This window comes from Marinobacterium sp. MBR-111, assembly GCF_040547585.1.
In the GTDB taxonomy this organism is placed as follows: domain Bacteria; phylum Pseudomonadota; class Gammaproteobacteria; order Pseudomonadales; family Balneatricaceae; genus Marinobacterium; species Marinobacterium iners.
Genome location: NZ_JBEPQA010000005.1, coordinates 41,565 through 62,227, shown reverse-complemented (window position 1 = coordinate 62,227; position 20,663 = coordinate 41,565). Strand labels below are relative to the sequence as shown.

24 protein-coding genes are annotated in these 20,663 nt (G+C 55.3%); 5 read left to right on the top strand and 19 right to left on the bottom strand.

Features of this window, described 5'->3' with window-relative positions; translation table 11 throughout:
- The 14 genes from ABIE61_RS05010 to ABIE61_RS04945 form a co-directional block, all read right to left on the bottom strand.
- Complete coding sequence (locus tag ABIE61_RS05010; RefSeq protein ID WP_354407304.1) at positions 1–906, bottom strand: radical SAM protein; 906 nt, start codon at positions 904–906, stop codon at positions 1–3.
- A 1-nt stretch (position 907) separates the two neighbouring features.
- Positions 908–1,687 carry a TatD family hydrolase gene (locus ABIE61_RS05005; RefSeq protein ID WP_354407302.1) on the bottom strand — a complete coding sequence of 260 codons (780 nt, stop codon included), beginning with the start codon at positions 1,685–1,687 and terminating at the stop codon, positions 908–910.
- Positions 1,688–1,699: 12 nt separating this feature from the next.
- Positions 1,700–2,050, bottom strand: a complete 351-nt coding sequence (locus ABIE61_RS05000) for a PilZ domain-containing protein (RefSeq protein WP_091824011.1) — start codon at positions 2,048–2,050, stop codon at positions 1,700–1,702.
- 19 nt (positions 2,051–2,069) lie between these two features.
- Positions 2,070–3,062 carry a DNA polymerase III subunit delta' gene (locus ABIE61_RS04995; RefSeq protein ID WP_206841785.1) on the bottom strand — a complete coding sequence of 331 codons (993 nt, stop codon included), beginning with the start codon at positions 3,060–3,062 and terminating at the stop codon, positions 2,070–2,072.
- Positions 3,052–3,687 (bottom strand): dTMP kinase, encoded by a 636-nt coding sequence (tmk, locus tag ABIE61_RS04990; RefSeq protein ID WP_206834231.1) that lies wholly within the window; start codon positions 3,685–3,687, stop codon positions 3,052–3,054. Before tmk ends, ABIE61_RS04995 begins: the two co-directional genes overlap by 11 nt.
- 6 nt (positions 3,688–3,693) lie before the next feature.
- Positions 3,694–4,728 carry an endolytic transglycosylase MltG gene (mltG, locus tag ABIE61_RS04985; protein ID WP_354407297.1) on the bottom strand — a complete coding sequence of 345 codons (1,035 nt, stop codon included), beginning with the start codon at positions 4,726–4,728 and terminating at the stop codon, positions 3,694–3,696.
- The gene (gene pabC, locus ABIE61_RS04980; RefSeq protein WP_354407294.1) at positions 4,722–5,567 is read right to left on the bottom strand and encodes an aminodeoxychorismate lyase; all 846 of its coding nucleotides are present in this window, start codon (positions 5,565–5,567) and stop codon (positions 4,722–4,724) included. Before pabC ends, mltG begins: the two co-directional genes overlap by 7 nt.
- A 16-nt stretch (positions 5,568–5,583) precedes the next feature.
- Positions 5,584–6,822 carry a beta-ketoacyl-ACP synthase II gene (gene fabF / locus ABIE61_RS04975; protein WP_206834235.1) on the bottom strand — a complete coding sequence of 413 codons (1,239 nt, stop codon included), beginning with the start codon at positions 6,820–6,822 and terminating at the stop codon, positions 5,584–5,586.
- 94 nt (positions 6,823–6,916) lie between these two features.
- Positions 6,917–7,150: an acyl carrier protein gene (acpP, locus tag ABIE61_RS04970; RefSeq protein WP_010323864.1), complete on the bottom strand. Its 234-nt coding sequence runs from the start codon at positions 7,148–7,150 to the stop codon at positions 6,917–6,919.
- Between the two features lie 182 nt (positions 7,151–7,332).
- Positions 7,333–8,076 (bottom strand): 3-oxoacyl-ACP reductase FabG, encoded by a 744-nt coding sequence (gene fabG, locus ABIE61_RS04965; RefSeq protein WP_091823995.1) that lies wholly within the window; start codon positions 8,074–8,076, stop codon positions 7,333–7,335.
- 25 nt (positions 8,077–8,101) lie between these two features.
- On the bottom strand, positions 8,102–9,031 hold the full coding sequence (gene fabD / locus ABIE61_RS04960; protein WP_354407290.1) for an ACP S-malonyltransferase: 930 nt from the start codon (positions 9,029–9,031) through the stop codon (positions 8,102–8,104).
- A 93-nt stretch (positions 9,032–9,124) separates the two neighbouring features.
- Positions 9,125–10,168, bottom strand: coding sequence for a phosphate acyltransferase PlsX (plsX, locus tag ABIE61_RS04955; RefSeq protein WP_206834238.1), 1,044 nt, complete (start codon positions 10,166–10,168; stop codon positions 9,125–9,127).
- Between the two features lie 2 nt (positions 10,169–10,170).
- Positions 10,171–10,350, bottom strand: coding sequence for a 50S ribosomal protein L32 (gene rpmF, locus ABIE61_RS04950; protein WP_091823987.1), 180 nt, complete (start codon positions 10,348–10,350; stop codon positions 10,171–10,173).
- Positions 10,351–10,367: 17 nt separating this feature from the next.
- On the bottom strand, positions 10,368–10,892 hold the full coding sequence (locus ABIE61_RS04945; protein WP_354407287.1) for a YceD family protein: 525 nt from the start codon (positions 10,890–10,892) through the stop codon (positions 10,368–10,370).
- A 119-nt stretch (positions 10,893–11,011) separates the two neighbouring features.
- On the opposite strand from ABIE61_RS04945, the gene ABIE61_RS04940 reads away from it, so the two are divergent.
- Positions 11,012–11,605 (top strand): Maf family protein, encoded by a 594-nt coding sequence (locus ABIE61_RS04940; protein ID WP_091823981.1) that lies wholly within the window; start codon positions 11,012–11,014, stop codon positions 11,603–11,605.
- Here the strand turns inward: ABIE61_RS04940 and ABIE61_RS04935 are convergent.
- From ABIE61_RS04935 to paaN, 5 genes are all read right to left on the bottom strand, one after another.
- On the bottom strand, positions 11,597–12,637 hold the full coding sequence (locus ABIE61_RS04935) for a S49 family peptidase (protein ID WP_502915033.1): 1,041 nt from the start codon (positions 12,635–12,637) through the stop codon (positions 11,597–11,599). The genes ABIE61_RS04940 and ABIE61_RS04935 overlap by 9 nt on opposite strands.
- 9 nt (positions 12,638–12,646) lie before the next feature.
- Positions 12,647–13,312 carry an HAD-IA family hydrolase gene (locus tag ABIE61_RS04930; RefSeq protein WP_091823979.1) on the bottom strand — a complete coding sequence of 222 codons (666 nt, stop codon included), beginning with the start codon at positions 13,310–13,312 and terminating at the stop codon, positions 12,647–12,649.
- Between the two features lie 44 nt (positions 13,313–13,356).
- Positions 13,357–14,103, bottom strand: coding sequence for an SDR family oxidoreductase (locus ABIE61_RS04925; RefSeq protein WP_206834240.1), 747 nt, complete (start codon positions 14,101–14,103; stop codon positions 13,357–13,359).
- A gap of 147 nt (positions 14,104–14,250) precedes the next feature.
- Positions 14,251–15,036 carry an enoyl-CoA hydratase-related protein gene (locus tag ABIE61_RS04920; RefSeq protein ID WP_206834243.1) on the bottom strand — a complete coding sequence of 262 codons (786 nt, stop codon included), beginning with the start codon at positions 15,034–15,036 and terminating at the stop codon, positions 14,251–14,253.
- Between the two features lie 11 nt (positions 15,037–15,047).
- Positions 15,048–16,718, bottom strand: a complete 1,671-nt coding sequence (gene paaN / locus ABIE61_RS04915; protein ID WP_354407283.1) for a phenylacetic acid degradation protein PaaN — start codon at positions 16,716–16,718, stop codon at positions 15,048–15,050.
- 403 nt (positions 16,719–17,121) lie between these two features.
- Between paaN and paaF the strand changes: the two genes are divergently transcribed.
- From paaF to paaI, 4 genes are read left to right on the top strand one after another with little or no spacing between them, the layout of a single operon-like run.
- Complete coding sequence (gene paaF / locus ABIE61_RS04910) at positions 17,122–17,904, top strand: 2,3-dehydroadipyl-CoA hydratase PaaF (protein WP_354407280.1); 783 nt, start codon at positions 17,122–17,124, stop codon at positions 17,902–17,904.
- Positions 17,905–17,909: 5 nt separating this feature from the next.
- The gene (paaG, locus tag ABIE61_RS04905; protein WP_206834246.1) at positions 17,910–18,701 is read left to right on the top strand and encodes a 2-(1,2-epoxy-1,2-dihydrophenyl)acetyl-CoA isomerase PaaG; all 792 of its coding nucleotides are present in this window, start codon (positions 17,910–17,912) and stop codon (positions 18,699–18,701) included.
- 3 nt (positions 18,702–18,704) lie between these two features.
- Positions 18,705–20,210 carry a 3-hydroxyacyl-CoA dehydrogenase PaaH gene (gene paaH / locus ABIE61_RS04900; protein WP_354407277.1) on the top strand — a complete coding sequence of 502 codons (1,506 nt, stop codon included), beginning with the start codon at positions 18,705–18,707 and terminating at the stop codon, positions 20,208–20,210.
- Positions 20,207–20,662, top strand: coding sequence for a hydroxyphenylacetyl-CoA thioesterase PaaI (gene paaI / locus ABIE61_RS04895; RefSeq protein WP_091823952.1), 456 nt, complete (start codon positions 20,207–20,209; stop codon positions 20,660–20,662). Before paaH ends, paaI begins: the two co-directional genes overlap by 4 nt.
- The last annotated feature ends 1 nt before the right edge of the window (position 20,663 follow it).

Below are 20,663 nucleotides of genomic sequence, written 5' to 3'. Positions count from 1 at the left end.
TTAGAAACGCTCCTGCTGGCGCATTGGAATATGATGTTGCTGCGCCCACTCAACAGCTGCTTCAATCTCTGACAGCAAACGTGCTTTGTCCCGCCCCAACGTGCCCTTCAACACCAGTGCATTGGATACATGATCACTGCGAAAGACCGTCTGCTTCAGCTCGGTCGCACTGATCAACAGATGCATTTCACGAAATAGACCTTCCGCATCCAAAGGCTCAAAATCACCATCGTAGCCGGCACGCACACGCTGTTCGGCACCTCGACGAAAGAACAGCACCAGAGTTGCCAGATATTCTGGCTGCGTCAAGTTGACCAGCCGAGCTGAAGCTTCGGCATGCTCATCGGAATACCGCCGACCTCCTGCCCCGTTAATCAGCATTACGGAGCGCTTTATGCCTGCCTTTTGCGCCTTGAGCAGAGCTTCAGCAGTACTCTCAAAGGTTTCCCCTTTGTCGAAGGCCGCCAGGACGTTGTCAGAGCCACTTTCAGCCCCCATATAGATGAGTGTCAGCCCGAGCTCACGCAACCATTGCAGCTCTTCCACGCTCTTGCGCTTCAGGTTGACTGGCAAACAATACGCCGACACTCTTCGTACCTGTGGCAGATGCGTACGGATCGCTTCCAGAATGCTGCTCAGGCGCCTTACCGACAATGCCATGGCATCACCATCTGCCAGAAATACACGTTGCACCCAGGGCATTACTTGACCACAACGTTCGATCTCGGCCAGAACGTCTGATTCAGGCTTGGGCCTGAAGCGCTTATGGTCGTCAATATACATGTCACAGAAGGTACAGCGATTCCAGCTGCAACCATTGGTGACCTGGAGAATCAGCGAATCAGCTTCGCTCGGAGGACGAAATACAGGCTCGATATAATCGACCGGAGGCTGAAAATAATGCATTTCAGGGCTGAGTACGCTTGAACAACTGATGGAAGTTGGCCGTAGTCTGCTCGGCAACCTGCTCGACTGAAATACCCTTAAGCTCGGCGACACATGCGGCAACATCTGCCACATAGGCCGGCTGATTCTGCTTGCCCCGGTGAGGTACCGGCGCCAGGTATGGGGAATCAGTTTCGATCAGCATCCGCTCCAGGGGCACCGCTTTCACTACATCGCGCAGCTCTGCTGCATTACGGAAGCTGATGATGCCAGAAAACGAGATCATGTAACCGAGATCAAGTGCCGACTTCGCCATTTCCAGCGACTCGGTAAAGCAATGCAACACGCCGGCCGATTCCGAACTGCCATGCTCATGAATCAGGCGGATGGTATCTTCACGCGCATCGCGGGTGTGAACAATCACGGGCAGATCCATCTCGGCCGCCAGCTGCAGGTGCCCGGCAAAGCTGGACTGCTGCTGTTCCAGTGTTTCTTTGGTGTAGTGATAGTCAAGACCAGTCTCGCCCAGTGCCACAATACGTGGATTCTGAGCCAACTCTGCCAGTCGCTCCCGATCAAACGGACTCTCTTCAACATGCAACGGATGAATGCCGGCAGAAAACCAGACATTGGGCTGACTTTGCGCCACAGAAACCATGCTGTCGAACCTGTTCAGGTCGACACACACGCAGAGCATTTGCCCAACCTGACGCTCGCGGGCCGCCGCCATTATGTTATCGAGGGAATTATCATGCCGTGACAGGTCCAGCATATCGAGGTGGCAATGTGAATCTATAAACATGTTAACTCTTGATCAAAGGGTGTTGGTACGTCGTCCCGACTCCATTGCACCAGCCAGATAAGTCTCGATTTTGCGTACCAGAGCAGCATCATCACCAGACAGCTGAATGCCGATACCCGGTATTCGACCACCTTGGGCCGCCTTGGGCGTGACCCATATAACCTTACCGGTAACCGGTACCTTATCGGGTTCATCCATCAACATCAGCAACATGAACACTTCTTCCCCCAACTGATAGGTTCGGGTTGTCGGAATGAACAGGCCACCATTGGTGACGAATGGCATATACGCTTTATAAAGGCTGTCCTTATTATCGATGGACAGCGACAGGATACCGTGACTGATTCTTGGTATTACCGCCATGGATACAACGCTCCTCTGTTTAACGTGACAGCTCAGCCCACTGCAGCAACAGCCTTTCCAGCAATAGCTGCCGGTTCGGGTTCTGACGCAGCAAAAGACTGACGCGCTCTTCCTGAATTCTGTCTGCCAGTGCAAATACCTGCGCACTGGACGCTCGCTTGGCAATGGCCTGTAACATCCGCTTCATGTCAGCATTAACGGCAGGCTCCTGCAGATCAGCCAGCTGAATACGTACAATATCGCTCAACAGGCTATTGATCCAGTCCAGGCATTGTAGCAGGTCCGCCTTAAGCAGTTGTTGCGCCAGCTCACTGGCTGCCATACGTCCTCGCAACAGATCAGCCAATCCTGACATCAGTTTCTTGCGTTGCTCCAGCAGATCGCCTTCATACAGCGCCTGAGCCTTAAGGGGAGCGCCATGACACAGCCGCAGCAGCTGGGCTGCCCGATCCTGTTCCAGCTTAAGCTTCTGCTGCAACCAGAGCTCGCTCTGCTCAGCCGAAGGTGTGGCGAAATCGATTCGTTGACAGCGACTGCGAATGGTTGGCATCAACTGCCCGGGTTGATGGCATACCAGTAACAGCAGTGTATTGCGCCCCGGTTCCTCAAGAATTTTCAGCAGGGCGTTGGCCGAAGAGGTATTAAGCGACTCCGCCGGACTCATTATCACCACCCGGTAACCGCCCTGCTGTGCAGTACTGTGCAGATGTTCGATCAACTCACGCACCTGATCCACCTTGATCGGCTTACCCTCCGCTTCCGGAGAAACGCGCACAAGATCGGGGTGATGGCCGGCTGCATGCAACTCACAACTGTGACAGTGACCGCAGGGAGCATCATTATTCGGCTGATGGCAAAGCAACAGGCTTGCCAATGTTTCTGCAAAGCCTTCCTTGCCAACACCTGCAGGACCTGACAGCAGCAAGGCATGCGGTAGACGGTCTGAGGCTCGCTGCTGCAGCAGACGCTGCCATTGTAGCTCACACCAGGGATAGAGTTGCTCAGCAGGCATCGATACTCTCCAGCCTTGCAAGCGCCTGACCGACAGCCTGTTGCACCTGCTCCAGCGGCGGGGCTGCATCAATCACGGCAAAGCGTTGCGGCTCGGCAGCCGCTCTCTGCAGATAAGAGTCACGTACTCGCTCAAAGAACACTTCCGCTTCGGCCTCGAAACGGTCCGGCATGCTGCGTGCACGTGCTCGTGCCATACCCTGACGGGCGGGTAGATCCAGCAGAATCGTGAGATCAGGTCTCAGCCCACCCTGCACAAGGGTTTCGAGCTGGGCTATGCGTGACTGATCCAGACCTCGCCCGCCCCCCTGATAAGCGTAAGTGGCATCGGTAAAACGATCACAGAGCACCCATGCACCCCGTTGCAGAGCAGGCCTGATACATTGTTCGATATGTTGCGCACGAGCTGCAAACATCAACAGCAGCTCAGCCAGTTCAGCGACCGGCTCATTGCGCGGAGCCAACAGCAGTTCACGGATCGATTCCGCCAACGGTGTTCCGCCCGGCTCTCGGGTACGCACGACATCCAGCCCTCGGCTCAAAAGCTGCTGATGGATGAATTCCAGGTTGGTGGTCTTGCCCACCCCTTCTATGCCTTCAACAGTGATAAAACGGCCTGTGCTCATCTGCGCTTAGTTCCCGGGTGATGAACGGTAATCCGCTCGCCGCTGCAATTGATACTCTCGCACGGCACGATTGTGTTCCTGCAGAGTGTTCGAAAACTGATGGGTTCCGTCACCCTTGGCAACAAAATACAGTGCCGAGCCCTCTTCAGGATTAAGTGCCGCACGTATCGCTTCACGACCGGCCAAGGCAATGGGGGTGGGTGGCAGCCCATCGATCACATAGGTATTCCAAGGCGTAGGACGTCGCAGATCAGCTCGTGTAATGCGACCTTCATAGCGCTCCCCCATGCCATAGATCACGGTTGGGTCAGTTTGCAGCCGCATGCCTCGCTCAAGGCGGCGCACAAACACACCTGCAATTCTGCCACGCTCGTCCGGCACACCGGTTTCCTTTTCGATGATAGAGGCCATGATCAGAGCCTCATAGGGTGACGCATAAGGCAGACCTTCTGTGCGTCCCTCCCAAGCCTGCTGCAGAAAGGCATTCAGATCCGCATGGGCACGCTCAAGCAACTGAAGGTCAGTCATACCCCTTTCAAAGTGGTAGGTTTCGGCCAGAAACAAACCTTCAATCGCCTCTTCATCACTGCCCAGATGAGCCAGCAGCTCCGCTTCAGTCATCTCTGCTGCACGCTGCTCAAGCACTTCACTGCTCGCCAGCGCCATCATCAGCTGACGGAAATTCATTCCTTCAATAAAGGTAAAACTGTAGTCGACCGTATCACCGGCCAACACCCGCTCCAGAAGCTGCCGCAAGCTCATACCTGGCTCGAGTCGATATTCACCGGCCCTGATCTGAGTAATCGATGGATTGAGCTTTGCCTCTATGCGCAGCCACAGAGGGTCATCAATCAAGCCCTCCTCAGCCAATTGTCGGGCAAAAGCACCAAACCAGGTGCCTCTTTCAACCATCAGAGAGCGTTCAGATTCCACTGCAAGCGGCTGATTCAGCTTCTGCTGCTGCAGCTTGTATCCGTAACCAAGAGCCAAGGCCCCAACGGTCACAATCAACACCAGCAGCAGTACAATTTTCTTCAGCATGAGATCATCCGTTGTTGCAGGGCTGCCTGCAGTTTTGCCGTAAATGGGCCTGGCGTATATCTGCGCTCTCCCAACCGGGTTATTGGCCAGATACCGATCAGGCTGTTACATATGAACAGCTCTTCGGCAGACTCAACCTCTGCAGGGGTATAGTACCCCTGTTCAGTTTCAAGCCCCAGATCAGCCGCCAGCTGCAACAGTTGATTGCGCACAACACCCTCGATTCCGGCCTGGTCCAGCAACGGTGTACAGAAACGGTGCTGCCTGATAAAGCACAGGTTGCTCATGGTACCTTCGACGACCCAGCCCTCGGTATCACACATAAGCCCTTCCCGTACCGCCGGATCGCTCCATTCATTACGCGCCAACACCTGCTCAAGCCGGTTCAGGTGCTTGATACCTGACAGCAGTGGCTGACGGGCCAGGCGCGTGCTGCACCAGCGTACCTGAACACCCCGCTCAGGCTGGTCCGGATACGTGGGCATTGGCGTTAACATCAGGATACGAAGCGGAGAAGCGGGATCAGGCGTCAAATAACCTCTGCCGCCACTACCACAGGAGAAGATCAGTTTGAGTACGGAGGGAGTCTCGGGAAGCGCCAAGTATTCAAGATCAGCTTCAAGCTGCCGCTCAAGGCCGGCAGCAGGTATACCAAGCCGCATACAGCCATTCATCAGTCGCTGCAGATGAGCCGGATAAAATACCGGCTTGCCATTGAGTACCAGCAACGTTTCAAAAAGGCCGTGACCGTAAGCGAGAGCACGATCGGTGACATCAATCTGTGTGGCCGGAAGGCCATTGACCAGCGTCTGCGCCTGCATGGAATATTGGGAGGCCAAGACGCCTCCCGTCCTCTTAAAGCCGATTGAAGATCAAGGTGCCGTTGGTGCCACCAAAGCCGAACGAGTTCGACATGGCTGCATCAATACGACAGCTCTGAGCTTCATGCGGAACGTAGTTCAGATCGCATCCTTCGGATGGATTGTCCAGATTGATCGTGGGCGGTGCAACCTGATCACGCAGAGCCAGAACACAAAACGCCGCCTCGACAGCACCCGCCGCGCCCAACAGATGACCGATCATCGATTTGGTGGAGCTCATGCGTACCTGTTCTGCCGCACTGCCCAGTACACGTTTTGCGGCATTGGACTCAGCGATATCACCAGCCGGAGTGGAGGTGCCATGAGCGTTGATATAGTGAATCATATCCGGACTGATGGCTGCATCATTGATCGCATTCTGCATCGCCAGAGCCGCACCTGCCCCATCCTCCGGCGGAGCCGTCATATGGAATGCATCATCACTCATGCCAAAGCCTGACAGCTCACAGTAGATATTTGCGCCACGCGCCTTGGCATGTTCATACTCTTCCAATACCAGAACACCGGCACCATCACCAAGCACAAAGCCGTCACGATCACGATCCCACGGACGACTGGCTGCCTGAGGAGCATCATTACGGGTCGACAGAGCACGAGCAGCCGAGAAGCCGGCCAGCCCCAACGGGGTTGTGGCCATTTCGGCACCACCGGCCACCATCACATCAGCATCACCATACTGGATCATGCGCATGGCATGACCAATGTTATGGGTACCTGTGGTACAGGCAGTAGTGATCGCAATATTAGGCCCACGGAAGCCATGTTTGATCGCCACATTGCCTGAAATCATATTGATGATACTGCCCGGCACAAAAAACGGCGATACCCGGCGGGGACCGCTGCCGTTAAGAATATCATGGGTTTTCTCGATCATCGGTAAGCCACCGATGCCGGAGCCAATGGCACAACCAATACGGTGAGAATTGGCGTCACTGGCTTCAATACCGGAATCGTCGATGGCCTGGGCTGCAGCGACCATTCCGTACTGAATAAACAGATCCATCTTGCGCCCCTCTTTGGGGCTCATGTAAGGCTCAAGATCAAAATTCTTGACCGATGCAGAAAAGCGAGTTGCGAATTGGGAAGCGTCAAAAAAATCGATGGGTGCCACACCGCTTTTACCGGCCAGGATATTGCTCCAGGTGTCCTTAACGGCACTGCCTACGGGTGTCAGCAGACCGATACCGGTCACAACAACTTTTCTGCGAGACATCCTACTCCTCCAGCCAAAGAAGGCCTGTACAAAAGAAAAGCCGCACTATATTCGCATATAGATGCGGCTTTTCGGCTAATTCGGTCGGGATTGATTACTGATGAGCGTTGATGTAATCGATCGCCAGCTGAACAGTCGTGATCTTTTCAGCTTCTTCATCAGGAATTTCAGTCTCGAATTCCTCTTCCAGCGCCATTACCAGCTCAACAGTATCCAGGGAGTCGGCACCCAGATCTTCAACGAAGGAAGCAGAGTTAACAACTTCTTCTTCTTTAACGCCCAGCTGTTCAGCGATGATCTTCTTTACGCGCTCTTCAATGTTACTCATATCTCTTCCTATTTTCTTCTCAACACCATCACATCGCAGGATGCGACATGGAATTTTAGAAAACCCATTACGCTCTGGCAACAAGCGTGACGGTCTGAATTTTATTTACCGTCAGCTGACGGCCAATTATCAACAAATCGGCGGAAAAAACAAATTTTTGTGATGTCCGCCTTTGTCCCTGATCAGGACATGTACATTCCGCCATTCACGTGAATGGTATCACCGGTGACATAGGCTCCGCCATCACCCGCAAGGAAGCCCACAACAGCGGCCACTTCTTCAGGCTGCCCAAGGCGGCTCATCGGAATCTGTGACTGCAGGTTCTGCTTGTGCTCATCAGCCAGGCCTGCCGTCATATCGGTGTCAATGAACCCCGGAGCGACGCAATTGACCGCAATATTGCGAGAACCAACCTCACGGGCCAGCGCACGCGTAAAGCCCTCCATGCCCGACTTGGCGGCCGCATAGTTGGCCTGCCCGGCATTACCCATGGACGCAACCACTGAGCTGACGCTGATAATGCGTCCCCAGCGCGCCTTGGTCATGCCACGCAGGCAACCTTTAACCAGACGATAGACAGACGTCAAATTGGTATTCAGAACCGAATCCCACTCATCGTCTTTCATTCGCATGAGAATATTGTCGCGCGTAATGCCAGCATTGTTCACCAGAATCTCGATGGTGCCAAAGTCGGCCTGAATCTGCTTCAGCACAGCATCAACTGATGCGGCGTCCGCCACATCCAGCACCATGCCACAACCCTTGTTGCCCACCTCAGTCAGATAGGCACTGATTGCATCCGCCCCCTTCTCACTGGTTGCGGTACCAATCACCACCGCGCCCTGTGACGCCAAGTTGATTGCTATCGCCTTGCCAATACCCCGGGTTGCGCCCGTCACCAGCGCCACTTTTCCTTCAATACTCATTCTGCCTTCCCAATCATCTGAATACTCAGCCCAGCGCCTTTTCCAGGCCTGCCGGATCACTGATCGACATCCCCACAAGAGCACGATCAATCTTCTTGTTCAAGCCCGTCAAAACCTTGCCGGGGCCGCACTCTATGAGTGTTTCAACGCCATCGGCGGCCATTTTCTGCACCGAGGCTGTCCACAGCACCGGACTGTAGAGCTGCTGCAACAGGTTATTTTTAAGGCTATCAAGATCACCAGGCACGTCAGCACTGACATTCTGCACCACAGGAATATGTGGCATCTGCAACTCAATCGCACTCATCGCTTGTGCCATCTGATCTGCCGCAGGGCGCATGAGCGCACAGTGAGAAGGTACGCTGACAGGCAACGGAATGGCCCGTTTGGCCCCGGCAGCCTTGCATGCTTCAATAGCTCGCTCAACAGCCGCTTTTTCGCCGGCAATGACAACCTGCCCCGGGCAATTGTAGTTCACGGGAGATACCACGGCACCCTTTGCAGCCGATTCACAGGCTGTCGCTATGGCGTCGTCATCAAGCCCCAGAATAGCAGCCATGGCACCGGTACCAGCCGGCACGGCCTGCTGCATATATTCCCCGCGCAGCTTGACCAGGCGAACACCATCCGCAAGGCTCATGGCTCCGGCACATACCAGCGCTGTGTACTCACCCAGACTATGACCTGCCATGACAGTCGGATTAGCACCACCACGCTGCTGCCACAGGCGCCATAGAGCAACACCTGCGGTTAACAGTGCAGGTTGCGTGTTCTCGGTACTGTTAAGCGCTTCCTCCGGGCCATTCTGGGTTATATCCCACAGATCAAAACCCAGCGCCTGCGAGGCCTCTGCGAAGGTTTCCTGAATAACCGGATGATCCGCAGCCAGCTCAGACAACATACCCAGCTGCTGAGACCCCTGACCGGGAAAAACGAAAGCAAGCGATTGAGACATGGCTTCCCCATTTCTGCACACGAGTGACTTCGCCCTTCAACGCTGCTGCTGAAGGACGCTCAAAGGGGGTAAGTGTACAACATTCGGGCGTAATTAGAACGTTTTGGCACTACCGTCACGGCTTTGCAGATCGAGCTCAAGCTGCTCACTGATACGCTCCGGCACATTCATTTGTGCCTCTGAGACCGCCTGATCAAGCGCGTAGCCAAAACAGCTGCGATTGGCACCACCGTGACTCTTGACCACAATCCCCTGCAGCCCAAGCAAGCTTGCACCATTACGGCGACCGGGATCCAGCTGAGCCTGCAACTCCTGCAACACAGGCCGAGCCAACAATGCCAACAGACGACGATAGAGATTAAGACCAAAACTGCGCCTCAGCTTGCGACTGATCAATCTTGCCAGCCCCTCGCTGCTCTTGAGCGCAATATTGCCAACAAAACCGTCACACACCACCAAATCCGCTCGACCTGAAAAAACCCCATCACCTTCAACAAAGCCAACGTAGTTGAGTTGCTTTTGCTCTGCCAGCAGGCGCGAGGCCAGCCTCACCTGCTCATTACCCTTGATCTCTTCAGCACCAATATTGAGCAACCCAACACGTGGACGGTCGATATTTTCCACCGCCCTGACCATAACAGATCCCATGATGGCAAACTGCAGCAGGTGGCTGGCGGTACAATCCACATTGGCACCAAGATCCAACATATAGCAGTGACCATTCACGGTCGGAACAGCCGAAGTGATGGCCGGTCGATCAATCCCTGGCAAGGTCTGCAAAATACCGCGCCCCAGCACCATCAGTGCCCCCGTATTTCCGGCACTGACACAGGCATGGGCACGACCATCAGCAACGGCCTGTAGAGCAAGGTACATGGAAGAGTCCTTGCGACGACGCAGCGCAAGTGCGGGCTTTTCATCCATGGCAACAACAGAATCGGCATGAACGACAGCAAGACGATCTAATTCAATGGAAGTGCAGTGTGACAAAAGAGGGGCTATCTGCTCCTGCCTGCCAACCAGAAGAATCCGGAGGGAGGGATGACGCCGCAAGGCATCAATGGCAGCAGGAACGGTAACGCGGGGACCGAAGTCCCCGCCCATTGCATCAACCGCGATGCAATATCCAGCCGTCAAGCTTACTCGTCGCCCTGGGCGATGACCTGACGACCACGGTAAAAGCCGTCAGCGCTGACGTGGTGACGACGGTGTACTTCACCGGTAGTTGCGTCTACAGCCAGAGTCGGGCCGCTCAGTGCATCGTGTGAGCGACGCATATCGCGCTTTGAACGAGACTTTTTGTTCTGCTGTACTGCCATGGTATATAGCTCCTGGTTTAACTCTTATCGGCCTTTTCTTTAAGCTGGGCCAATACACTGAAAGGGTTTGGTTTTTCTTCCTGCGTCCGGGCCGTCTCTGCGTCACCGAACGAGGTCTGAATACTGCAATCATCGTGAAAAGGCACGAGCGGCAGGCTCAGCATCAACTCATCCTCGATGATGGGCAGCAGTTCAATCTCGTCCGTTTCCATGATCAAAGGATCATAGCAACGGGGCAGATTCTGTGCCTGCTCGCCTGTCAGTGTCACGGCAAGATTGAGCGATGCATCAATCTCGACACTGACGGGCTCAAGGCAACGCTGACAAGTCATACGGACCTTGCCATGCGCTTCGCCACTGATAACCCGCAAGCGCTGTTCATCCTTGGCAAACCGGATCTGGACCTCAACGGTACCTTCACTATCCACAAGACAGGAAGCCAATCGGGGCATATCAGCTATATTGGCTGTGCCTCTGAATTCGGCCTCCCGCTCTGCCAGTTTGCGAGGGTCAACTTTCTTCGGTAATGGACCGTACGACATAAGCGCGCAATTCTATGGTCAGAACCCCGTCCTGTCAAAGAAAATAGGGTTTCAGAGATTAATTTTAGGGTTAACATGGACACGACAGGTTTTATTTCGCAGCCGTGTAAGGATATCCCATGTTGCCCAACCTTGTTCTAGCTTCCAGCTCCCCCTGGCGTCGCCAGGTACTCGACAAGCTTGGCCTGCCCTACCGCACCAAGCACCCCGATATTGATGAAACCCCAATACCAACAGAAGCGCCTGCAGATCTGGTCGCTCGCCTGGCACTGGAAAAAGCCAAGGCGGTGGCTCCCACCTTCAAGGACGCACTGATCATCGGCTCCGATCAGGTTGCAGTACTGGATGATCAGATCATCGGCAAGCCCGGCACTCACGAGCGTGCCCGACAGCAACTAAAAGATGCATCAGGTCGCACATTGACCTTTTTAACCGGCCTTTGCCTGCTGAATACCGCCACCGGGCAGCATCAACTGGCGGTCATACCCTATCATGTGCATTTTCGCCCGCTCAGCGATCAACTGATCGAGGGATATCTGCAGCATGAGCAGCCTTATAACTGTGCCGGCAGCTTCAAGTCGGAAGCTGCCGGCATTGTACTCTTTGAGCGCCTCGAAGGGGATGACCCCAATGCTCTGATTGGACTGCCATTGATTGAGCTGGTCCGAATGCTTGAGCAGGAAGGGATCAACCTCTTCCAGATTTCAGCGTAGCACTTGCTCAGAACTCAGTCCGAGCTCCAGCGACAACTGCTTGGCGACCCCAATACCCAGCCGCTCGATAATACGATCCAGCGGCTGAGGCCGAGCGGTATAATCAACCAACTTCTCGACCCCGACGACTTCACGTGCCACCATGGTGGTACTGCCAAGTCCGTCAATCAAGCCCAGATCAAGCGCTTGCTCTCCCGTCCAAATCAACCCCGAAAACAATTCATCGCCACCCTTCAACCGATCACCACGCCCATTCTTCACCTCGCGGATAAACTGCTGATGTGTGGTTTCCAGTACCGTTTGCCAAAACTCACGATCCTCATCCTTGAGAGGACTGAAAGGATCGAGGAACGCCTTGTTCTCACCGGCGGTCAATGTGCGACGCTCAACACCGATCTTCTCAATCAGGTCTACAAAGCCGAAGCTGGATGAGATCACACCAATTGAACCGACCAGGCTTGCCTTGTCGGCATATATCTCATCGGCCGCAGCGGCCATGTAATAGGCGCCTGATGCACCAATATCCGTGATTACCGCGTAAAGTTTTTTCTGTGGATACAGCTCACGCAGGCGCTTGATCTCGTCATAGACATATCCGGACTGCACCGGACTGCCACCGGGGCTGTTGATCCGCATCACCACGGCATGACTGCGGTCCGCTTTGAAAGCATTACGCAGCGCGGTAATGATGGCATCAGCACTGGCTTCTTCTCCATCCATGATTGGCCCCGACACCTCAACCACGGCGGTATGTGCCTGAGGCACCACATCCTCCGCATTGAAGTTACTTCCTGACCAGAACAGCCACAACAGCGCAAACAGATATGAAAATGTAAGCAGCTTGAAGAAAATACCCCAGCGGCGCGCACGCCTATGTTCTACATTCAGACTGTTAACGACTTTTTCAATCAGGCGCCACTCACGCTGTGTACTCGGGCGATCCACTTCCCTTGCATCCGTTGGTGTTTTTGATGATTCCGTATCCTGTGACCGGCCCACTTCTTCCGGTTCACCCCAATGATTATCGCTCACATTAATCCCTCAACTGATAAGTTTGTTGCGCTCACCATCAAGCCACTGCTCCAATTCAGGGAAGTGGTGCACTTCCCTGACTGGCTTGAGCACTTTGAGGCGGTCAATATGATGAGCACCATAGCTGACCGCAACCGTATCGATTCCGGCACGGCTGCCCATCTCAAGATCGTATTCCGTATCACCGATCATCAATGCTTCGTGCCGCTCCACACCCGTCTGCTCAAGAATCTCGTGCAGCATGTGCGGATCTGGCTTGGACGTGGTTTCATCCGCGCAGCGCGACAACTCAAACAACCAGCCCAAGCCTGTTTCGGCAAGCACGTGTTCAAGCCCGCGACGGCTTTTGCCGGTTGCAACCGCTAGCCGATATCCCTTGCGGTGAAGGCTTTCAAGCGTATGCTGCACTCCGGGAAACAGCGCAGTCGGTGTTTCATCCACACCCAGATAATAGTGGGCATATTGCCGGGTCATAGGCTCAATAACCTCATCACCCGAGGCCGGAAACAGTATTCTGAGCGCCTCAGGCAAACCCAGTCCGATGATATCGCGCGATGCCTCTTCCGTCGGCAGTGGCAGCTCAAGATCTCGTGCCGCAGCACGAATACTGGAGACGATGCGTCCGGTCGAGTCGATTATGGTACCGTCCCAGTCAAAAATCAGCAGCTTATACAAGCCAGACTCCTTAAAAATCACACTACAGTGTGTCTTTCCATGCCTCAGTTTTCTTGCCGTGTTGGCCAGATCAACAGCTCACCCACATCCACATGCTCGGGCTGCGACAGGGCATACATAATGCCGTTGGCGATATCCTCGGGCTTAAGCATGGCCGAGTCGTTACCGTACATGTTGCTTTTGACGATGCCACGAATCTTGTCATGACCAATACTGTCTGGCAGTTCGGTATCAACCGAGCCCGGCTGTATATCGGTCACACGCACACCAAAGCGGATCGACTCCTTTCGCAGGGTCTCGGAAATAGCCCTGACCGCATGCTTGGTGCCGGCATAAACACCCGCACTGGGATAGGTCGTACGTGCAGCAATCGAACTGACATTGACAATATGACCCCGCTTGCGTTCCGCCATCCCTGAATACACGGCATTGATCGCATAAAGTACGCCCTTGATGTTCACATCGATCATGCGTTCCCACTCATCAACACGACCGTTAATGATCGGACTGATCGGCATGGTGCCGGCGTTGTTGATCAGGATATCGATACCGCCGCCCTCAGCCAGACGCAGGCCAAGCGACTCCATGGCAGCGCGGTCGGATACGTCGACCGGTTCTACACGTACCTGGGCGCCCTGTTGGCTCAACTCCTGCGCCAGCGACTGCAGGCGATCAGCGCGGCGGGCCGAGAGCACCACCTCAGCACCCTCGACCGCCAAAGCACGCGCTACCGCTTGACCAATACCCGAGCTCGCACCGGTTACCCAGGCACGCTTTCCTTTGAAAGTCATTCGCTTACCCATTTAAATTAAACGTATTTCAATATCAGTAACAAAACCTATTTTGACCCATGCCTCAGGACACGTCCACAGCCTCTTCTCAACGAAAAAACCGCTGACGCAAGCGACAGCGGTTTTTTGGTGGATCAAATCAGCCGATCAACGATGCTTGAATTCAGGCTTGCGCTTTTCAGCAAAGGCATTCATGCCTTCTGAGCAGTCTTCAAAAGCAAAGGTGGACTGGAAGGCATGGCGCTCATGACGGAGTCCATCCGCCAAATGAGCATCCACAGCCATATTGACGGCCTGCTTGATCATAGCCACGGCCGGAGCCGAGTTGGATGCGATCTTGCGCGCCGTCTTGAAGGCGGCCTCAAGCAACTCCTCCGCCGGTACGATACGCGACACCAAACCACTGCGTTCGGCTTCTTCAGCATCCATCATGCGACCGGTGAGACACATCTCCATCGCCTTGGCCTTGCCCACCGCCTTGGTCAGTCGCTGAGTACCACCGGCACCAGGCATGGTGCCGATGCCGATCTCGGGCTGGCCAAACTTGGCGGTTTCAGCGGCAATGATGAAGTCACAGGCCATGGCCATCTCGCAGCCACCGCCGAGTGCAAAACCTGCCACGGCCGCGATCACCGGCTTGCGCGCTTCATCAATGGCGCGCCAGCCGTCACGCTTCACGTAGGGAAAGTTCAGCGCATACAGGGAGGCGAAGTTGTGCTCTTTCATCTCCTTGATATCGGCACCAGCCGCAAACACCTGCTCACCACCGGTCAGCATGATGCAGCGGACATTGTCATCCGCTTCCAGAGCATCAATCGCTTGCCCCAGCTCAGAGGTCAATTGCAGGTTCAGCGCGTTCAACGCCTTTGGGCGGTTCAGCGTGACGATACCGACACCATCACGCACCTCCACCAGAACTGTTTCAAATTCCATGATCATACCTTTTACTTCGGATGACGACGGCTCTGCACGAAGCGGAAGCGGTTGGACACAAACGCGTAGTCTGTCAGGCTAGCATTGGCAGCCGGGTTGCCACCAGTCGCATGGAAGTCACTGAATGCCGCACTCTGGTTGACGAATACACCGCCGGTCAGGTTGACACTCAGTGCCACACAGGCATCCAGCGCCGCTTCTTCAATCTTCTCAAGCTGAGCATCATCACTACTGTAGCAGCCCATGGTGATGGCGCCATGCTTCTTCACGATGTCACGTGCCAACTCAATGCTGTGGTCACGGCTGTCACTGCGCACGATAAAGCTGATCGGACCAAACAGCTCCTGCCCCCAGACATCTTCCTTGGCGGCATCGATAGTCATGATCAGCGGGCTGCGTACACGCGCACTCTCGAATTGCGGATGTGTCAGACGCTCGGAGTCGCGCACCACTGTACCCAATGACTTGCTGTCATCAATACGTTTGTCAGTGGCTTCGGACTGAATGGCGCCCAGCACCATGGCGGCACGGTCAGGATCAGACAGGAACTTGGTTACGCCGGTTGCAAGCGCTTCAGCTACTTCATCAAAGCTCTTGTGACCAAGATCGGTATCGATACCGTCTTTCGGCACAAAAATGTCCTGAGTGGTGGTACACATCTGACCGGAATACAGGCTCAGAGTGAACGCCAGGTTACGCACCATGCCTTTGAAGTCATCGGTAGAGTCGATGACGATAGTGTTGGCACCGGCCTTCTCGGTATATACCTGCGCCTGCGGGCAGTTCTGTTCCAGCCAGTCACCAAACGCGGTGTTGCCGGTAAAGTCGATCAGCTTCACTTCCGGACGCTGAGCCAGGGTCATGGTTTCCGGCTTGGCAGCATCAGCATCAACAAACAGAGACACGATATGCGGTGGCAGTCCCTGCTCTTTCAGCACTTCCTGCGCAACCTTAACGCTGATCGCCGCCGGCAGTACAGCAGCCGGATGCGCCTTGACCACTACCGGGTTACCGGTCACGAGAGACGCAAACAGGCCCGGGTATGTATTCCAGGTCGGGAAAGTGGAGCAACCGATCACCAGCGCAACACCACGGCCACAGACAGTGAACTTCTTCTCCATTACCAGCGGGTCATGTTTGCCCTGCGGCTTGGTCCAGGTCGCCTGAGTCGGCACGCTGGCCATGGTTTCATAACCATAGGCAACGGCCTCAAGGCCGCGGTCCTGGGCGTGCGGGCCACCGGCCTGGAACGCCATCATGAAACCTTGACCGGATGTATGCATCACCGCATGGGCGATCTCGAAGCTGCGCTTGTTCAGACGATCCAGAATCTCAAGACAGATACCAGTACGCCCTTCAACACCTGCGTCACGCCAAGCTTTCCGCGCTTCTTCCATCGCCGGCAGCAGCTTGTCCATATCCACGGTCGGGTACTGAATGTTCATCTCGATGCCGTAAGGGGACACTTCGGCACCGGTGCGACCGCTGATACCCGGCATATCCAGCTCGAACGGCTGGTTCAGATGGGCCTTGAACGCCGCCTCTCCGTCTTCAGCAGCGGTTTCACCGTAGGCGCGAGGGCTCGGATTTTCAGACCAGGGGCTGAAGTAATCGCGGCTATGAATCGCTTTCAGTGCGCCATCCAAAGTCGCTTTATGCTTGGCAAAAAGATTGTCGCTCATCAGGGTCTCCCATTGTGCTGAACGCCGGATCTGTTACGGCGCAAGCTTATTCTGATTATGTATTCTGCATACGTTGACAGCATTGCTGCACGCAAAGATCAGAAGCATTACTGCAGGTGATAGCAGCATCTGCGCGCGATCGTGACTATAGTAGTCGTTATGATCCAACACGATACAACAAAGATTGTGATACGAAAAGAACAATATAGGTGCTAAATATTGTATCTCTTTTCAATTTTAGGTTAACCTTGCGCCAACTGTCGGGCCGCTTTGCCGGATTACTACAACTTATATATATGCAAGCTGCAGGCCCCATGATTGTTGCCAATACGGCGGACGCATCCACAAGCTTAGCCGCTTTACCGGATGCGTAAAATAACAAAACACAGATGACGGTAATTCTATGCAACACGAGTATCAGGACATCCTTGTTTCTGAGGTTATTGATGGTGTTCTGACCATCACCCTCAACCGCCCGGAAGCCTACAACGCGCTGCGTACCCAGCTGCTCAGCGAGCTGGCGGACGTACTCCAGCAGTGCAGTGACAATGACAGTGTCCGCGCTGTTGTCATCACTGGCAACGAAAAAGTCTTTGCCGCCGGGGCTGACATCAAGGAAATGGCGGCACTTGACGCTGTGGGCGTACTTAACGATCCGCGCGTTCTGCACTGGCGTCGTATTGCCCAATTCCCCAAGCCCCTGATCGCCGCCGTAAACGGTTTTGCACTGGGTGGCGGCTGCGAACTGGTGATGCATGCCGACATCGTGATTGCCGGTGACAATGCCCAGTTTGGCCAGCCGGAAATCAATCTTGGTATTATTCCCGGCGCCGGGGGTACACAGCGCCTGATTCGCACCGTCGGCAAATCGATGGCGATGCAGCTGGTGCTGTCTGGCGAATTCATTTCTGCCCAGCAGGCTCGGGACTTCGGATTGATCAGCGAAGTTACCATTCCGGAGCGTTCACTGGAGCGTGCAACTGAACTGGCGCGCAAGATCGCAACCAAGCCGCCCATTGCCGTACGCCAGGCCAAGGAAGTTTTGCTCAAGGCATACGATACCACTTTGGACAGCGGCCTGAGCCTTGAGCGAAAGGCGTTCACCCTGCTCGCCGCCACTGAAGACCGCAATGAAGGCATCGCTGCGTTCATGGAAAAACGTAAACCGAACTTCACAGGAAAATAACCGCCATGGCATACGAAACCATCGAATTTGAAATTACCGAAGGGGTTGCAGTACTGACCCTGAACCGTCCTGATCGGATGAACAGTTTCAACACTCAGATGCATGGCGAAGTTCGCGATGCGCTGAAGCAGGTGAAGAAAGATGGCAGTGTCCGCTGCCTGCTGATCACCGGTAATGGTCGCGGTTTCTGCGCCGGCCAGGACCTGAGCGATCGTAACGTGGATCCCAATGCCGAGATGCCGAATCTGGGCGAGTCCATCGAGAAAAACTACAACCCACTGATCCGGACCCTGCAGGGCCTCGAAATGCCGGTTATCTGTGCTGTAAACGGCGTTGCCGCCGGCGCGGGTGCCAACATCGCCTTTGCCTGCGACATCGTACTGGCAGCGCGCTCCGCCTCCTTCATTCAGGCATTTTGCAAGATTGGTCTCGTGCCGGACTCCGGCGGCACCTGGACGCTGCCGCGTCTGGTCGGCCACGCCCGCGCCATGGCCCTGTCCATGTTGGGTGACAAAATCAGTGCCGAACAGGCTCAGAGCTGGGGCATGATCTGGCAGGTGATCGATGACGAGCAGCTGAAGGATGAAGCACTCTCCATGGCCAAGCGTCTGGCGACTCAGCCAACCAAGGGTCTGGCTCTGATCAAGCGTGCCATTCAGTCCAGCTGGGACAACAGCTTCGATGAGCAGCTGGATCTTGAACGTGACCTGCAGACTTTGGCCGGTCGCACCGAAGACTACCGTGAAGGCGTCAAAGCGTTCATGGAAAAACGTCAGCCCGACTTCAAAGGCAAGTGATCCATGTTTGATACTAATTCCGTTATTGGTGTAATTGGTGCAGGTACCATGGGTGCCGGTATCGCTCAGGTAGCGGCTCAGGCCGGTCACCCGGTATTGCTGTTTGATGCCGCTGAAGGCGCAGCCGCTCGCGGTCGTGACGGCGTTGCCAAGGGGCTGCAGAAGCTGGTCGAGCGCGGCAAGATGACGGCAGAAGCGGTTGAAGCGCTGGTTGCACGCATCACTCCCATCGCCTCGCTTGAAGAGATGGCGCCCGCCGCACTGGTGGTTGAAGCCATTGTCGAGCGGCTTGACGTGAAGCAGAGCGTATTCGGACAGCTGGAAGAGATCTGTTCCGAAAGCACGGTACTGGCCACCAACACCTCCTCCATCTCCGTAACCGCCATAGGCAGCACGCTGAAGCGTCCGCAGAACCTGGTGGGCATGCATTTCTTCAACCCGGCTCCGATCATGAAGCTGGTGGAAGTGATCAGTGGTCTGGATACACGCCAGGACGTGGCCGATGCCATTTATAGCCTTTCCGCCAGCTGGGGCAAGAAGCCGGTTCATGCCAAGTCTACACCGGGCTTTATCGTTAACCGTGTAGCGCGCCCCTTCTATGCAGAAGGTTTCCGTATCTCGCAGGAAGGCGGTGCTGATAACGCCACCATCGACGCGGTCATTCGTGAAGCCGGCGGTTTCCGTATGGGGCCGTTCGAGCTGACCGACCTGATCGGCCATGACGTGAACTATGCGGTGACCTCCTCCGTGTTCGCGGCCTACTACAACGACCAGCGTTTCCTGCCCTCCCTGATTCAGCTTGAACTGGTCAATGCCGGTCACTTCGGCCGCAAGAGCGGCAAGGGCTTCTACGACTACAGGGAAGGCGCGGTCAAGCCTCAGCCTCAGACGGCCGAAGCTGCTGAAAAGCCGGCCAGCGTTACCATCGAGGGTGAGCTGGGTGTTGCCGAGCCGCTGGTCGCTCAGTTTGAAGCCGCCGGTATTGAAGTGATTCGCACCGAAGGCGATGGCCGCATCCGCGTCGGTGATGCCACACTGGTCCTGACCAATGGCCAGTTCAGCACCGTCCGTGCCGCCGAGACCGGCTACCGCAACCTGATTCAGTTTGATCTGGCACTGGATTACGCGGCCTCAACCCGCATTGCGCTGGCTCCGGCTGATCAGGCCGATGCCGACGCCGTACGCCAGGCCACCGGCCTGTTCCAGGCGGCCGGCAAGGCGGTCAGCGTGATCGATGATATCCCGGGTATGATCGTGATGCGCACCCTGGCCATGCTGGCCAACGAAGGCTTCGACGCCGTCAATCAGCAGGTATGCAACGAGGAAGCGGTCGATATCGCCATGCAGGGTGGTGTCAACTATCCGCGCGGGCCGATCAGCTGGGCAACGGAAGTAGGCCTGGGCCGCATTCTGAATGTGCTGCGCAACATTGGCGCCAGCTATGGTGAAGACCGCTATCGTCCGTCTCCCCTGCTGCTGCGAAAGGTTGCAGGAGGGCGTAAGGCATGAGCGTTGACAACATGACTCCGGAGCAACTTGCCGTTGCCTGCAGCGAAGCAATGCATACCACTGACTATGCCGCACAGGGACTTGAGATCAGCATTGACGAGACTCGCCCCGGCTATGCCCGTCTGAGCATGACCGTACGCAAGGATATGCTGAACGGTCACGGCATGTGTCACGGCGGCTTTATTTTCGCCTTGTCAGACACGGCCTTTGCCCACTCCTGCAACAGCTACAATAAAGTAACGGTTGCCAGCGGTTGCAGCATTGAATACGTCGCTCCCGGCTTCCTCGGTGATCGTCTCACCGCGGTTGCACAGGAGCGTCAACGCAAGGGACGCACCGGCGTGTATGACATCACTGTCTATAACCAGAACAATGAAGAGCTGGCTTTCTTCCGCGGCAAGTCCTACCAGATCAAGGGTAGTGTCATCCCGGAAGACGAGACCACGGCCTGAG